Origin of the sequence: Streptomyces sp. NPDC001922 (genome assembly GCF_042891165.1) — a bacterium.
Taxonomy (GTDB): domain Bacteria; phylum Actinomycetota; class Actinomycetes; order Streptomycetales; family Streptomycetaceae; genus Streptomyces.
The window spans coordinates 402,088-417,969 of record NZ_JBIASV010000008.1 but is presented as its reverse complement, the minus strand read 5'-3'; the positions used below and the strand labels follow the sequence as shown (position 1 = coordinate 417,969).

Below are 15,882 nucleotides of genomic sequence, written 5' to 3'. Positions count from 1 at the left end.
AACAACGCCCGCTCTGACCTGCACGTCAGAGCAGCCTTGAGATGCATTCATCCCCGGCGTGAACGCCGGGGCTTTCTGCAAGAGCCCCGGTAACCCCCGATGGACCGGGGCCGGGACAAGTCGAGGCACCGATGTGCCAGAGTCCGGGTCCCGCGGTGCGGTGGCGGCTCGACGACAGCCCCGGCCGCCAGGTCAGATTCTGGTCGAGCTCGGCGGAGCCGCCGTAGGGGTCGCCGCGGACGGCGTTGCGGTTGCCGCGCGGCCCGGCGCGGGACCCGTGAGGGGGCCAGTACGTGCTGCTGGCCCACCACGACCGGCCGTCGTCTGCAACAAGCTCCTGAACGGCGGTGCCATAGCCAGCTATACGAGGTGTACCGATCATGAACTGAGCAAGGCGCCCACCGCACCCCAGCCCCATCCGCTACCCTGTCTGGGACCGCCGCTCGCGGCGGTCCGCTCCCTTGCCGAAATCCGGATGAATCATCACTCAGAGTATTCATCCACGTTTTACGCAAGGCCCCGCCTCCGTGGGCCTTGCGGATTATTGCGAAACCGCAGGTCAGAGCGCCGTCGCAGTAGGGTCTCGGAACGCCTCTGCATCGAATCGGGAACACTTGGAACGTCATCGCAGGTCAGCTGTGTAGCGCCGCGTGACTGACGCCGCAGCGCCGTTCGAGGCTCCGCACTGAGGCATTGCGAGTGCGGCCGGGCCGCACATCCAGCACCGAGGCTGCGCCGTTCATGCTGTGATCACAGTTGACTGGCCTGCCGCCGAGACAGGCTGGTCGGTGCTCAGCGCGAGGCGTTGCACTGTGCGGTGGCGTCGCTTTCTACAGGGCATCGATTTCCGCCATGAGGACCTCGATGCTGGGCTTGATCTCGTCGCGGATGGGGCGGACGGCGTCGACTCCTGCCCGGCCGGATCCGCCAGCTCCCAGTCACAGCACTTCCTGCGGGGAAGATCGGGCAGGCGTCGCCGCAGCCCATCGATCTCGACTCCGCTGAAGCCGATCCCGCCAAGCTCTTTGACCGTGGCGCGGCCGTCGCCCAGGACTTCTACAGGTAACCATTCCCGGCCCGGATCGACTTGGCCATCGCTACGCAGCGGGTATTCGACCAGATTCGCAGCCGTGCGGCCGAGGGATTATCCATCGCCTCCACAGCGTCCGGCATGCCGACGAGATCTACGTCCTCGATCGCGGCCGCGTCACCGAACACGGCCGCTTCGACGATTTGATGCGCCACGACAACGACAGTCTTGGAAACTTCCGCTGCATGTGCTTGGTGCAGACCGAGCAGTACCGCCTAGACGGGTACGCCCTCCCGGCACAGAACGCTCAGGGAGGGAGAGAGCGCAGCCAAGCTAGGCGAAGCTCACTGAGTCGCGCCAAGAGTTGGTGGCATCGCAGAGCGTCCTACTCACCTGCTCACGTTGCCCAGCCAGACGGTGCAGAAGCCGAAGCTACCTCGTGCTTCGGCCATCTGCGCTCTGATCTTCTCCAGCTCGGTAGCGCCCATCTCCAAGTCCAGCGCCAGCACCACCTCAAGGACGTCGGCAATCTCCTCCGGAGCTGCCTCTGGGGTAGCGCCCAAAAACTCTGATGAGGTCTGGGATTCGATCCCGCACGAATTTGCCGCGCACTGGCACCAACTACCCTTCTTCTTCGGTAGCACTCCCATCTGGGCTGATTCACATACCGACACGCGTGGATCACGAGCGGTTTTCAGTCTGGAGCGAGTGTGCTCAGGTCGAGGCGACTAAGGACCGACAATGTGGGCTCCGTCTTGAGTAGGCACTCATTTCCCAGCCACTCAAGCCCGAAGTTTGCATACTCCATGGCCAGCCCAACGACCCGTCGTGGCTCCGTCAATACATCGTCGCCCTCTTTCGTAAGAGCAAGCAATTCCAGGTGAGTCACCCGCCACGGGTCACTGTTGAAGATAGAGCCGTCCATGAACTTAACGCGCTGAGCGTCTGACTGAAACGGCAGACGCTCACCCTTTCTAACGCCGATGCACAGTCCAAGCCACCATCCGTCAATCTGGCGACTAAATATCTTCCCTTGGCCAGTGCAGTTTCGAATTACTCGATGCGCATCTTCCGGCATGTAGAGATCAATGCTGGCGTACGGTGCAACCGTCACTGTGGAACCCCCTGTTCACGGTACTGAAGATGCTCGACGTCGCCGTGCCGGGCACACACGTCACACATTTCTCGATGTGTGCATGCACAGGTTCGTGATACCGGAGCTTCAACAATCCAGTTGTTCGATAGGTCCCGCGGGTAGTGATGGCTGCACGAGAGCGTTGTGAATGAGCCGGCGCGCTCATCCAGGATGTCTTCGATGCCGGCAATCTCCGACCTTGTAAGCAAGAGGACAACCTGAAAAGGCGTCTCTGATGGACTTGCAGGGCGAGTTATAGCCTCGACCATACGGCGTTTTGTATCGCCGGACACCATCCCAAGAGGCGTGTCAATGAAACGTGGAGCGACGACGCCCGCAACCTCCATGAGTGACCATACGAATGAGAGGGTCAAAGCTCGCTGTGACGCCCCGTTGACTTCGAAGTCGGGATCGAAACTAGCACCCCTTTGGCTCATTACTTTAATGTCGAATGAATCTGTGATCGTTACGCCCGTATAGACCCCTTGCGTAGCAGAGCTATCGGTGCCGATGATTTCCAGAAACATGGCTTGCAGCCGGCCCGAGACGCGATTGACATATTCGCCCTCCAAGCGATGGCGCACGGCAGAAACAAGAGTCTTCAGGTCGTGGGCAATGTCGCGCTTTGTGGCAATATCGGCGCTGATTTGAGCGTCGCGCTGAGCCTTCTCCAGAGCCTTTTGCTTAACGGCGAGGTCCTGCCGCGCGGCCTCGACCTGGTTGCTGAGATTGCCGTGCTCATAGATGGCGTCTTTGATCTTCTCCTCCAGGTCGTTCAAGTCGCCCTGAAGCCAGCGGACCCTTTCGTCATCAATCCGACCTCGCCGCTCCTTTGTAACATTAAGCAAAGCGCCTTTACGTTCAATCTCTTGCGTGATTGTCGTATACTCCGCGAGGAGCTCAGTCCTTCGCTCGGGGAATTTGTCTGACTGCCCCGCAATATCGCGAAGGGCGCGTGCGCGGTACCTCGTATCGGAGAGGCATGCGCCTACTTCGCTCCTTTTCTGTTGCTCAGCGAGAAGGCCCTGCACGTGGTTTCGGTGCGAGGTGCCATGGTCTAGCGACTCCCCACAGATGCACCGGCAGTCGTCAAGACAGTCATGAAGGACCTGGATTGAGTGGCTCGGGATAATTCTCTTGTCTGCGAGTTCATCGAGGCGCTCGAGTCCGGCAGCGAGGGACTCGCTCATCAAAGACCAGGAGGTGATCTCGCTGCGCAACAGCAGGGACATCTCGCGTAGACATTCATTCCTGCGGGAGTCCAGTGCTACACAATCGCGCTCGAGGTCGGAAATCTGGGCATTGAGGACCTCAAGGTCCCCGACATCCTTGATCGCCTCAAGTTCGCGCCGCTTTTGAGCCTGGGTTTCTTCCATGTTCTTCTGACGTGCCGAAAGTACGTCTACCCTGGCGACGAGTTCATCGTACTTCTTCTTTCGCGCATCTCTCTGATCTGCTAGCGCTTCAACCTTAGAGCCCGCGTCTTTCGCGGCGCGTTTCTCGTAGACTTCGTATACAGCGGCGACGTCCTCGACGGCTTTCCGTAGCATGCCGATTCCTAGAAGGCTTTCGATAGCCAGGTGCACTTTCTCCTGGCGCTCGTGGGCATGTTGCCGACCGCTAATGAACCTCTGAACGTCGTCACCATTCGTGAAGAAGACATCGGCCAGGCGTTCGGGGAGCCGGTGCGCTATCCATCGCTCGGGCAACGCCGTCGGCTCACCTCCGGCCTCAGTCAGTCGGGTGAGGCGAACGATTTCATTGCCTCGCTCGAATTCATCTTCCTCCGCAGGAGTCTCGGTCACCGTCCGCTGAAGTCGATAGCGGGCTAGTACACCATCGTCCTCGACTTCGAAGTCAAGGTTGACCTCGACCATGACGGGGATTCCTGCTGGACTGGCCGTAGAAGTTAGGCGGATCTTCTCCATGCCTGTCACTGCTCTGAGGCCGCTTACGCCATAGAGCCCCCACAGGATTGCGTAAAGTAGAGATGTCTTACCTGAGCCGTTCTCGGCTCGGATGACAGTCAGTGGCCGTTCGGGGTCCACTGAGAGGTCAATTCGGACATCTAGCAGCAACTTGAAATTGTGCACTTGGATACGATGCAGCCTCATCAGGCTTCGTTCCTTCCGAGGTTGATCGCCTGCGCCCCGAGTTTCTCAATGACCTTCTGGAGATTGTCCTGGCGTTGTCTTGAGCTCGTGTGGTCCTGTTGCCGCACTAGGACATTGAGAGCTGAAACAAGGTCATCGCGATATCCGCTGTACCGTTCGCTGCGCGCGGCTACTTCCTCGTGTGCAACTTGACTAATTCGCGGCGATGTAGTCATCGATCCCTCCCCGTTAGAGCGTTCGCTCATGCCTGTCGATGACGGCCCGGGGTCCATCCGAGTCGTATTCGTTATCGGCCGCACTCGCGAACTCGCGCGCCCTCTTCAGTTCGCCGATTAGGAGCGCGCGCCCTTCTCTCGTTCCCAGCGTTGGCGGGAGCACTAGGAAATCATGGAGATTGGCGATCTCCTTGCCTTCCGCACGTCGAAGAATCCTGCCTCGCCTCTGAACCCATTCCCGGCGCACGGTGCTCGAAGCCAGCAGATAGGCGGTGTCAGTTTGTGGAATGTCAATTCCTTCGTCCAGGACCGCCATGGCTGTAAGGACCTGATACTCCCCCCGCCCGAAGGCTTCCAGGTATTTCCCTGATCCACGCTTCGCAGTCTCTGCATGAGTGAACTGGTGAAAACTGATGCCCAACTCGTCGAGCATCCGATTAGCGGCATCAATCTGACGCTCGCGGGTGAGCACAGGGGGCTTCGCTGATGTATAGATGAGCGTCTTACTCACATCGCGCGATCCGTGCAGAGCAAGGAGCTGACGTAGGGCTGGGATCTTCGCTTCGGCATGCTCAAGAAGAGCGCGCCGGCGGCGGAGTAGATGCTCGATCTGCGCCTGCAGATCGGAATCTTTACCATCGTCTGCTTGCTGGAACCCTTTCCGTTGCAGCTGTCGAGTCAAGTTCTCATACTCCGCCATCTCGTCTTCGGAGAGATGGATTTCATGGAGATGGTAGTTGTATGGACTGAGGCAACCGGATCGGATGGCGTCTTTGAGCGTGAATTCGAATAGCTCCGGACCGAAGTAGCCGAGCAGGCCTACGGTGCCTTCAGGGTCGTACTGCCGACTCGGAGTTGCTGAGAGGCCCAAGCGGACGTCGAAGCGTTCGGGCTTCTGTGACATGAAGCTCTTTGAGCCTAGGTTGTGGACTTCGTCCCCGATGACCATCGCGAGAACCGATGGGGGGAGGGTGTCGATGACCCCCCGGAACGACGCGTCCGTAGTGAAGAGCTTCTGGGTGCACACGATTACCGATGTGTACGATCCTTGTGTAGCAAGTCCAGCCTTAATTTCCTCGAGACGGGCTTCTCGTTTAGGCCCGGAGCTGTCGCTTGGTAGAAATGGTTCGATCCCGAAACGCCGGACAATATCGGACCATTGCCGTACCAGTGGCGCACTCGGGACGATCACGATGACAACCATTGGCCCTTTGTGACGGTCTTGCGCTTGGACTGCAGCAATCAAGGACGTCTGGGTCTTGCCTCCCCCCGTGGCGATAGCCAGAATCCCCCGAGAGCCGTTGACCGAGAACGCTTCGACTGCTGCCGCTTGGTGTGCGTAGCGGCCATTGCGCCACTCGATATCGGGCGGGATCGAAAGAAGCCTTGGCTGAGCGAGACTCACGCCGGGAGGCAGCGGGGGTTCCAAACCTCGTGCGTGATCGGCGTGCCATGCCCGCCAGAAGTCATCAATAGTCGGCGCCTGTGCCGTATTACGTTGCCGTCCTGCCAGTCGGAGGCCATCGTTGAGATCCACGGCTAGCACGTGTGGACTCTCGTTGTGCCACTGCCTTTCCCAGCCTGCCAGGAGCTTGGACACGCGCTCCGAGGCGATGTGTCCATCACGCCAGGGTTGGTCAACCGTCATCTGCTCGCCGTTTACGAGCAGTCCTCGTGCGGTCGCGTTGCCCGAGCCATGCACCGCGGCCCACTCCGAGTCTGACCTGATGAGCCACTGCTTCTTGTGGTACATGCCGGACTTCATGAGGGCGAAGCGGACCTTTAGGCGTCCGGTTGCGACAAGGTATGAGAGACATTCGAGGGTGTGATGCACAAGAGCATGCTCGGAGAGGGCTGCTTCATCAAGCAGGCGATCGAGGGCAGCTTCAATGACCTGCTCAGGGCTCCGGACCCCTCGCTCCATCGCTGCTAGGTCGGTCGCGTCGACCGCCGGACTAATCAGGAGCTGAAGTGTGCCGGTGTCTCGGCGCAAAAAATCTGCTAGGCCCGGCGCGATCTGCGCGAGGCACTGAGAGCCGAAGAAGCCGGCAGCGATCCGAACGTCATCCGACACCTTGATCGCTGGAATGAGAACTTCCCCAATGAGGTCGTCCTCTGGAATCTCGTAGATCGGATGAGCTCGCCGAAGGGCTGCGATCAGTTGCTCGTTCATCGTGCCTCGCCCCCGTTCGCGGCCACGCTGCCTGCTGTGTTTGGCCGCTACTGAAGACGGTTGCCGAAGGTCAGGGTCGGCGGGCCTGCGTGTTCGCGACACCGGATCAAGCCTAGCCCTGACGGCTAGAGGGTGGGGGTGCTCCGGAAGATCTGTGGCCCGGAGTGGCTGAAAGTCGCGGTTCCGGCGAGCCTGCCTCAAGGGGGTGATGAGTCCGTTAGGATCTCAGGGCACTCCTGGTGGAAGATGAGCTAGCTACGAGAACAGTCACCAGGAGCGATGCAAGGAGCCAATCTCAGCAGGCGGGGGCACTCCATGAACACAGGCTCATACGCCGCGCAGGCGGTGTACCTCGACTACAACGCGACCGCACCCATGCGCCCGGAAGCACTGCGGGCCATGCACAACGCGCTTCAGACGGTGGGCAATGCCTCCAGCATCCATGATCACGGTCGCGATGCCGCGGCAAGGGTGGATCGGGCGCGTCAGCAAGTCGCAGATTTGCTGAACTGCTCTCGCGGCGAACTCATCTTCACGTCGGGCGCGACAGAAGCCAACAACCTTGCGCTGCATGCCACTTACGTAAGCCAAGGGAGCATCGTCACTTCTGCAGTCGAGCACCCGGCAGTTCTGGAGACTGCTCGGGCCCTGACTGCTGAGGCTCCGGGCTCTCTAATGATCTTGCCCGTCGACGGTGAGGGGAAGATCGACTATGGCGCGTTCAGAGTCGAGGTCGAGCAGCGCGGAGCGGCCCTCGTCTCCATCATGCTGGCGAACAACGAGACAGGGGTCGTCACCGATCTCGCCCCCATTGCAGAGGTTGCGCACTCGGTCGGCGCGTTGGTTCACACAGACGCGACACAGTATGTCGGCCGGCTCCCCCTCGACCTAGGGGATCTCGACGTGGACCTGCTCTCTCTGTCTGCCCACAAGTTCGGCGGCCCGCAGGGAGTCGGCGCGCTCTACATCAGACGCGGCACCCCGCTGCCGCAGCGACCGCTCGTGTTCGGAGGGGGGCACGAGCGAGGTTGGCGTGCCGGCACGCTTAACGTTCCTGGGATCGTCGGCCTGGGCGCTGCTGCCGAGGCTGCCCACCGTGAGCTCGATGCCGAGGCATCTCGCATCGGAAAGTTGCGTGATCTTCTGGAGGGCGAGATCCTCGCGCTACTCCCTGGGAGCTACGTCAATGGTGTCGGCTCCACACGTCTGCCCGGTGTCTCCAGTGTCACCTTCCCTGGCTGCCCCGCCGACGCGCTCCTCACGTCGATGCCCGACATCTCTGTGTCCGACGGAAGCGCCTGCTCCGCTGGCGTGCCCACCCCGAGTCACGTCCTGTTGGCCATGGGGCTAGGCCAGGAGGCTGCCGACTCCACCCTCCGTTTTTCGCTGGGCTACGCCACCACGGAGCAGGAGATTCGCAAAGCCATCGACGCCGCCGTACGAGCCGTGACTCACGTACGGGCCGTCATGGATGCGCCTGGCCGTCCTTGATCTCGACTTAAGACTTCGCACTCATACCTTGAATTGAAGGGTTCGACCGTAATGCCAGAAGGCCGCCTCTCCTCCGATCTCGTCGGACTGAAATTCAACAGGCACGAGAGCTTTCCTCCGCGCTTCGGTTGGCTGCACAAGGCATACCTACAGGTGAAAAAGGACGAGATGCTCTTCCACGCCCCTGATGCGCTTGTGCGTCTGGGCGTGGGTAAGAACATGGTTGATTCCATGAGGTATTGGGCGCAGGCGTTCAAACTCACCCACGAATACCGCAGTGCCGATGTGCAGGCGCGCGCGCTCGCGGCCGCCCCAACTTGGCGCGCGCGGTGGCTCCTTGACGAGGATGGCGCTGACCCCTACCTCGAGGACACCGGAAGCCTCTGGCTATTGCACTGGTGGCTCGTCTCTGGCGAAAGGGCAGCCAAGTGCCTGGTGCCGAGCTGGTATGTGATGTTCCACCTCGCGCCGCTTGCTCGCGTCACGGTGGACGAGATGGCGACCCTCATTACACGAGAGGTGCACAGCAGCTTCGATCGTGACAAGTGGCCGGCGCCCGACTCGATCAGCCGGGACGTCCAGTGCTTCGTCAAGATGTACGCCCCGGACATGGACCCGAATCCACTCTCCCCGGGCAGCTTTGAGGACTCGTTGCTCTGTCCCTTCAAGGAGCTCGGCCTGCTCGAGTATCAAGGAGGCCGCGGCAAGGAACGCACTTACCGCTTCACCAGCGGCATCCGCCCGAGCTTGCCTCCGAGCGTGCTCGTGCACACCTGCCTCGACTACGCTGCTCGATTTTCTCGTAGGCCGGACTCCATTTCGTTGGCCCGCCTGGCCAGTGAGCCCGGTGCTCCTGGTCGTGCCTTCCACATGCGTGAGCCCGAACTCGCTAGGTCGATCGAAGCCTTCGTCGAGAACCACCCCCAGTTGGAGATCGTGGAGTCGCTCGGGCAGCGGAGCCTCCGTTTCGCGGACAACCCGGAAACCTTGGCTTGGGACATCCTCGACGAGCAGTACGGCCGCGTGCGTGACCGTGCCGGGTTCCCGACCCCTGAAGAGTGGGCACGGCAGAACCCCGGTCTTAAGAAGAGTACGGACGATGCTGAGGCCACGCAGGGGCAGATCCCCCAGCAGCCCGCCATGATCGAGGAGCTCGCGTGACCACGGCGACCAAGACATCTCCCAGCGCCAAGCTGAAGGGCGCGGTTCTCCAGATCCCTGCTGGAATCAGCTTCGTTGGAACGGAATTCCGTTCCACCAATCTGGAGCGCGACGTCCGCGCGCAGGACTTGCACTCCCCATACGTGGGCGTGCGCGCCCTCGACGTCCTGGACCGGGTGGGTAACGCGCTCGGAGACCTCAAGCGCACTCGCGCCTGGTCGTTTACCGGCCCGTACGGCTCCGGAAAGTCGACGCTCTCCAACCTGATTGACGCCCTTCTCGGCCACGACTCCGCACGTCGAGCCAATGCCTATGAGGCGGTCGCAGCCACCAACCCTGCGCTGGCGCAGGAGATTGCTGAGAATCGCCAGGCACTTGCGGCTGACGGCTTCTTGGGCGCTGTCACAACGGCACGCAGAGAGCCGCTGGCGGCCACCGTCCATCGGGCACTGCAGACCGCGGTGGAGCGGAAGTGGAAGAGGCGTGTCCCGAAGGACGTCTCCACTGTCATGGCGGCTTGTGCCGAGACGGACGTCCCGACTACCGACAGCCTGCTCAACGCGGTTACGACGCTGTGCGACAAGGCGCCGCTCCTCCTCATCATTGATGAGTTCGGCAAGACGCTGGAGTATCTGGTCTCCGTCAGCGAGAGCAATAGCTCCGAGAGTGACGTATTCCTCCTGCAGCTCCTCGCGGAGAAGGGCGCTGGCGCCAAGGGGCTGCCGCTCTTCATGTTCACCCTGCAGCACCTTGCCTTCTCCGACTACGCTTCGCGGTCCAGTTCCGTGCAGACCCAGGAGTGGGCCAAGATCCAGGGCCGATTCGAGGACGTCACCTTCGCCCCCAACCTGGGTGACGCGGTCTACCTTCTCCAGCGGAAGCTGGCCCATTCCGAGGTGCCGGAGCAGGGCCGCAAGCTGGTTGAGTCCCAGGCTCAGGCGGCGTACGGCATCTGGCGCCAGCAGTCGCTGCACTCGGTAGTAGACATCTCGGCAGAGTCATTCGCCCAGCTGTACCCTCTACACCCTCTTACTGCCGTCGCGGCTCCGCTCATGGCGGCGCAGATCGGCCAGAACGATCGAAGCCTCAGCGGCTTCCTGGTCAACGATGAGCCATTCACGGTGCGGCGCAGCCTCGACACCTGCGCGGTCGAAGCAGCGGAGCTCGCCTCGACGATCCGTCTCCCGCAGCTATACGACTTCTTCTTCTCGGCAGGGCGCACCACGATCCTCGCGTCATCGAAAGCAAGCCGGTGGCTGGAGATCAACGCTCGCCTTGAGGAGGCCAACGGGCTCCCCGAAGCGGACCAGGAGCTGCTCAAGGCGATCGGCGTCCTCAATCTCATTGACGCTGATGGGCTGTTGCGCGCTACGCCGGCAATGATCCAGTTCGCGCTGAACGACCCGACTGACGCCACCGACACGAAGCGGTTCGACCAGTTGAGGGAGCAGCTGGACAAATTGGTGGAAGACGGATTGGTCGTCCACCGTACGTACAGCGACGAGTACCGGATCTGGCAGGGCACCGATGTCGACATCGACGCTCGGGTTCGAGAGATCGCCACCCAGCTGCAGCCTGATGACGTGGTGCGCTACTTCAACAAACACCTCGGGACGAATGTCCTCCCGAACGCGGTGGCCGCAGGCGCGCACAGCCAGCTCACCGGTATGCAGCGGCACTTCGTCACCGCGGTCAGCCATCGGACGGAGAAACTGCGCGGCCCGAAGGTCGTTCAGGACGCAGCAGACGGGATGCTCGTCTTCCACTTCGGTGACCTGAACAGCAGCCCTCGTGTGGACTCTCCACTCCCAGTCGTCGTAGGCGTCACCAAGAACCCCCAGGCGGTGCTGGACGTCGGCAACACCCTGGTGGCGCTCCAGGACCTCATCAGCGATGAGGACCTGGACCATGTCGCTCGGCGGGAGATCAACGAGCGAGCTGGTGAGTTCTCCCAGCGCATCACCGCCATGCTCGCCGAGGCGTTCCGCCCGGGAAGCGACGAGTCGAGCTGGTTCCTGTGGAAGAGCGGTGAGGACACCGACGGTGAGCCCGCCCGGCAACTCAAGGCCCGCAGCTACGCAGGGCTCGTATCCGAAGCATGCAACGTGGTCTACGACCAGACCCCGCACGTGCGGAACGAGATGGTGGGACGTCACCAGCTCACCAGTAACGCCGCTCGTACACGCCGTGAAGTCCTCACGTCGATGATCGAGAAGACCGGCTTGCCTCTGCTCGGCTGGCCCCAGGACAGGTTCCCGGCAGAGCGTGCCCTGTACGACGGCGTCGTTGAGCACCTCGGACTGCACCGTGCCGCTGGCGAGATCACTGGCGGACAGAACTCTGAAGGCAGCATTCATACCCACGGGATGTCTCGCCCGACAGTCGCCACGAACGCAAGTGTTGTGCCTGTTTGGGAGGCGCTTGAGGAGGCATTGAGCGATGCAAAGGAGCCGACCAACCTCGTAGAGATCTACGAGCGGCTCATGGCTCCTCCGTACGGCGTCAAGGCCGGTGTCGTCCCGATCCTCGTAGTTGCCGGGCTCGTCATCCGGGGCAACGATGTAGCCCTCTTTGAGGAAGGCAACTACTGTCCGCGCCTCACCGCTCCGATCATGGAGCGCTTGAACGTCAACCCCGAGCGGTTCGCGCTCAAATCGACCCCGATTGATCGCGGCCAGCGGCGACTCGTGCTCGACGGTCTCGTGAAGGCGCTCGGCGTTGATATCCCCCGTAGCCGTGCCAATCGCAACCCAGCGTTGCTTGCGGTAACCCGCGGCATGCTGGAACGGGTCATGGTCCTCGACCAATACTCGCGGAAAACGAAGCGTCTTAGCGACGACACCCTCGTGGTTCGCCGCGTACTGACCGAAGCGACCGACCCCGACCAACTGGTCTTTGAGGAGCTCCCGGAAGCCCTGGGCTTCGAGGAGATCACTCCGGGCGTGCAGAAGGATCCCGAGGCCGCAGAGGCATACGTCGCACGCCTCACCACCGCGCTCAACGAACTTACGGATGCCAGCGCGAACCTGTGCCGGTATGTAGTCGAGACACTGGCACAGGAATTCAGGCTCCCTGCGTCGAGTACCGGCGAACTGCGGACAGGTCTGGCCGAGCGCATGCGTGGCTTCGCCGATGCCTCGCTCGAGGTCAGTCTCCATGGCTTTGTGACCCGGGTGCTAAACGAGATGCTGCCCGACGACGACTGGCTCGGCACAGTCGTGGTCCAGCTCGTCAATCAGGCGCTCGGTGACTGGACTGACCGGAACATGGAGGTCTTCCCCCGTGTCGTACGGGACAGGGCACGTGCACTTGACCGCGTGAGCCATCTGTACGACGTCGCGGAGGAGGAGGTAGTCGATGAGCCCGCCGCGGCGTCCCTCAAGCGCACGAAGCCGAAGCAGCGCCAGATCGACACCCACCTGCTGACGCTCACCACTCCCCAAGGGACGGAGGAGCGCACGCTCATCCACGTCCCGAAGAAGTCGCGGAATGCAGCGGACAAGCTCGTTGTCAGTGTCATCAGGCAAGCTGAGGAAGCACTGGGCCCCGACGGCGCACGCGTCCTGCTCGCCGCCCTGGCCGAGCACCTGTCCAGCCAGGGCAGCGCCACATCCGAGAAGAAGGAGCAGCTGTGACAGACACCGACGGCTCCCAGAGTAAGAAGCGCCACGTACTCGGGATCTCGGGGGGCAAGGACTCCTCATCTCTCGCGATCTACATGCGCGATCGTGTGCCGGAGATGGAGTACTTCTTCTGCGACACCGGGGCCGAGCTGCCAGAGACGTACGAGTACCTCAACCGTCTTGAGGGCGCCTTGGGTAAGCCAATCGAGCGACTGAACTCCTCCCGAGACTTCGATCACTGGCTCGAGGTCTACCAGGGCACGCTGCCGAGCCCTCAAATGCGCTGGTGCACCAAGAACCTGAAGATCAGGCCGCTTGAGGAATGGATCGGCGACGACGAGGCCATCTCGTACGTGGCCATCCGCGCAGACGAGAACCGGCTCGGCTATGTCAGCACCAAGCCGAACATCACTGCGGTCTTCCCCTTCCGCGAGGATGGGATTGACCGCGCGGGCGTGGACCGAATCCTCGACGAAGCCGGCATCGGCCTCCCCGGCTATTACGAGTGGCGCACGCGCTCCGGCTGCTACTTCTGCTTCTTCCAGCGCAAGCACGAGTGGGTCGGCCTCAAGGACCGACACCCGGATCTCTACGAAAAGGCTGTTGAGTACGAGGACAAGGTCAGGCACCAGGGCACGGCCATGCAAGGCCGAAAGTACACCTGGTCGCAGGGCGAGTCGCTGGGAGAGCTGATAGGACGTCGCGACGAGATCGAGGCGAAGCATCAGGCGGCGCTCGATCGGGCAGCCAAGAAGGTGAAGCCGAACAGGCCGCTGCTTGAGATCCTGTCCGACGCGCTCGACGATGACAGCGACGAGGCCGGCTGCACAGTTTGCCACCTCTGATCCACATTTAGCGAGAGGCCCAGTTGACGGAACACTCCGCGAACTGGGCCTCTTGCGTTTCCCGTTGACTGGTTGCCAGGCCCACCTGTCACACTGAGCTCCATCAAGGTCACTCAGCGGGGGAGGGCTCCTGACATATGGCTGGCTCGGGCACGGCGAACTCGAACTCACTCAGCCGAATAGTCCAGAGGTACCGGGAGGAGGACAGCCCCGCCCTCCAGGTGGAGCTGGGGTTGCTCCGTATGCTCGACGCCGACCACTGTGAGCAACTCACCCGAGACCTCGTGGAGTTCGCTGGCCCATGGGAAATCCACCGCGCCACGGAGGATCTGGCTCCGGCGCTCCCGGACGCTCCCGGCCTGTACATGTTCGTCTGGCGGCCGCCGTTCCAGTTTCAGGTCGGCAGCGTGCCGACTCACGGCACGTTCCCTCAGCTCCTGTACATCGGGCAAGCCGGTGCGTCGCAGACCGACTACGGAAACACGATCCGCCAGCGATATAAGGACTACCGGAAGTTCCTTCGCGGCGACCCCGAAAGTCTGTGGACCGACACGGAGCCCACCAACCGCAATCAGCGGCTAGCGCGATACCTCATCCTCCAGCCCATGGAGTTCTGGTGCACCACCGTGCCAGAGCGCAACAGGATCGAAGGGCTGGAGAAGCGCCTCATTCGCCTGCACAATCCACCGCTCAATGACCGGGGGCGCCCCAAGCTCCGTGGGCGCCTCGGTACTCCACGCTCCGCCTGGCAGTCCTGATCAACTCCCTACGAAGCAGAGGAACTCATGCCCTCGAAGACGTTCGTCCCTGCCTTTGAAGCAAAGGTTGGGAACTGGACCTACTACTCATGCCTCATGAGCTACGCCGCCGTCGCGCGGGAGATCAACTTCGCGCACGACCTCGGTGGGAACCAGGACCTAGGGACGATGATCCAGCGCGGTGTTGGTGCCCGCACGGCTGAGATCACCAACTACCTGCTCACGAACGAGAATCGCTTCCTCGGAGCCATCATCGTCGCGGCTTGGGGTGGCGCCCCCGAGTACATCCCCTTGGAGATGGAGAAGAACTCCGAGAACGGCGACGTCTTGTCCGGCATGGACCGCAACTTCGGTGTGTTGACGTTCGATGGCACTCACCAGTTCTTCGCACTCGACGGTCAGCATCGTCTCAAGGCGATCAAGGACGCTGTGAAGCGTGACCCCGAGCTGGGCCGCGAGGACATCAGCGTCATAGTGGTCCCGCACTTCGACAACGAAGCCGGCCGCCGTCGCACCCGTCGACTCTTCACCAACATCAACCGCAACGCAGTAAAGACGACGGCTCAGGAGAACATCGCCCTGGACGAGGACGACGGCTTCGCCATCCTGACCCGTCGACTGCTCGACGACCACGACTTCCTACGCCGTGACGGAGTGGTGCAAGTGTTCAGCAAGGTCGGGACCGATGGTGAACTCAAGCTTGCTACCCGGCAGGTCGGGGTCACCGGTACAGCCTGGACCACGATCGGTGTCCTCTACGACGTTCTCACAGACCTCGGCTTCGGGCTCCACGACAGCATGAACAAGACCTCGCAGCGCGCCGCCGATGACGTCCTCGACGAGAGCTACGAAATTCTTGCCGGGCGCATCGACGAACTCCTCGAAGCCTGCGGCAAGATGCGGGAGCGGTATGAGGCACATGCGGCACCCAAAGACCTGCGTGCTCCTAAGGGACGTGACGGAGAGGGCCACTCGTTCATGCGGCCCGCGGTCCAGGTGCAAGTCGCCCGCGCTGTACGCCACATCATCGAGCAGCGCCTGCTCGACTGGCCCAAGCTGCTTGAGCGGCTGTCCGAGCTGGAATGGCGAATGTCGGCCGCTCCGTTCTCGGCTGTTTGGCAGGAGACACCAGATGGTGCCTCCCGCAAGGGCAAGATGATCCCAGCGAAAGACAACAACCAGGCCCTTTACGAGTTGCTGCTGGTTCATCTCGCACCGAACTCTCGGGCTCAGATCGACAGGGCACTGCGGGCTTACCGCACGGTCAAGAATGATCGCTACCCCGTGACCGCAGACGAGCTGGCAAAGCGGCTGACTGCTCCGGAGACATCCTGAAC

9 protein-coding genes and 1 pseudogene are annotated in these 15,882 nt (G+C 61.8%); 6 read left to right on the top strand and 4 right to left on the bottom strand.

What is annotated here, in order from left to right; translation table 11 throughout:
• Positions 1–830: 830 nt before the first annotated feature.
• The 4 genes and pseudogenes from ACFYYR_RS17655 to ACFYYR_RS17640 form a co-directional block, all read right to left on the bottom strand.
• Positions 831–990 (bottom strand): annotated as a pseudogene (locus ACFYYR_RS17655) (phosphotyrosine protein phosphatase); the annotation flags it as partial.
• A gap of 66 nt (positions 991–1,056) precedes the next feature.
• On the bottom strand, positions 1,057–1,245 hold the full coding sequence (locus tag ACFYYR_RS17650; RefSeq protein ID WP_388853505.1) for a hypothetical protein: 189 nt from the start codon (positions 1,243–1,245) through the stop codon (positions 1,057–1,059).
• A gap of 895 nt (positions 1,246–2,140) precedes the next feature.
• Positions 2,141–4,258 carry an AAA family ATPase gene (locus ACFYYR_RS17645; protein ID WP_388853502.1) on the bottom strand — a complete coding sequence of 706 codons (2,118 nt, stop codon included), beginning with the start codon at positions 4,256–4,258 and terminating at the stop codon, positions 2,141–2,143.
• Positions 4,259–4,507: 249 nt separating this feature from the next.
• Positions 4,508–6,667 (bottom strand): DEAD/DEAH box helicase family protein, encoded by a 2,160-nt coding sequence (locus tag ACFYYR_RS17640; protein WP_388853499.1) that lies wholly within the window; start codon positions 6,665–6,667, stop codon positions 4,508–4,510.
• A gap of 315 nt (positions 6,668–6,982) precedes the next feature.
• Here ACFYYR_RS17640 and ACFYYR_RS17635 point away from each other — a divergent pair, with 315 nt between their 5' ends.
• The 6 genes from ACFYYR_RS17635 to ACFYYR_RS17610 all read left to right on the top strand — a co-directional run bounded on the left by ACFYYR_RS17635 (position 6,983) and on the right by ACFYYR_RS17610 (position 15,880).
• A complete protein-coding gene (locus tag ACFYYR_RS17635; protein ID WP_388853496.1) occupies positions 6,983–8,158 on the top strand; it encodes a cysteine desulfurase family protein in 1,176 nt (391 codons plus the stop codon).
• A gap of 51 nt (positions 8,159–8,209) precedes the next feature.
• Positions 8,210–9,319: a DUF4007 family protein gene (locus ACFYYR_RS17630; RefSeq protein WP_388853493.1), complete on the top strand. Its 1,110-nt coding sequence runs from the start codon at positions 8,210–8,212 to the stop codon at positions 9,317–9,319.
• Positions 9,316–12,954 (top strand): ATP-binding protein, encoded by a 3,639-nt coding sequence (locus ACFYYR_RS17625; protein ID WP_388853490.1) that lies wholly within the window; start codon positions 9,316–9,318, stop codon positions 12,952–12,954. The genes ACFYYR_RS17630 and ACFYYR_RS17625 overlap by 4 nt, the downstream gene beginning before the upstream one ends.
• On the top strand, positions 12,951–13,787 hold the full coding sequence (locus ACFYYR_RS17620; protein WP_388853487.1) for a phosphoadenosine phosphosulfate reductase family protein: 837 nt from the start codon (positions 12,951–12,953) through the stop codon (positions 13,785–13,787). The genes ACFYYR_RS17625 and ACFYYR_RS17620 overlap by 4 nt, the downstream gene beginning before the upstream one ends.
• Before the next feature lie 242 nt (positions 13,788–14,029).
• Positions 14,030–14,545 carry a hypothetical protein gene (locus tag ACFYYR_RS17615; RefSeq protein WP_388853484.1) on the top strand — a complete coding sequence of 172 codons (516 nt, stop codon included), beginning with the start codon at positions 14,030–14,032 and terminating at the stop codon, positions 14,543–14,545.
• A 27-nt stretch (positions 14,546–14,572) separates the two neighbouring features.
• On the top strand, positions 14,573–15,880 hold the full coding sequence (locus ACFYYR_RS17610; RefSeq protein WP_388853481.1) for a DGQHR domain-containing protein: 1,308 nt from the start codon (positions 14,573–14,575) through the stop codon (positions 15,878–15,880).
• Positions 15,881–15,882 lie beyond the last annotated feature (2 nt).

Excerpts from the sequence above, each read along its gene's own strand:
- ACFYYR_RS17640 (WP_388853499.1), bottom strand. The coding sequence starts at position 6,667 with ATGAACGAGCAACTGATCGCAGCCCTTCGGCGAGCTCATCCGATCTAC.
- ACFYYR_RS17635 (WP_388853496.1), top strand. The coding sequence starts at position 6,983 with ATGAACACAGGCTCATACGCCGCGCAGGCGGTGTACCTCGACTACAAC.
- ACFYYR_RS17630 (WP_388853493.1), top strand. The coding sequence starts at position 8,210 with ATGCCAGAAGGCCGCCTCTCCTCCGATCTCGTCGGACTGAAATTCAAC.
- ACFYYR_RS17615 (WP_388853484.1), top strand. The coding sequence starts at position 14,030 with ATGCTCGACGCCGACCACTGTGAGCAACTCACCCGAGACCTCGTGGAG.
- ACFYYR_RS17610 (WP_388853481.1), top strand. The coding sequence starts at position 14,573 with ATGCCCTCGAAGACGTTCGTCCCTGCCTTTGAAGCAAAGGTTGGGAAC.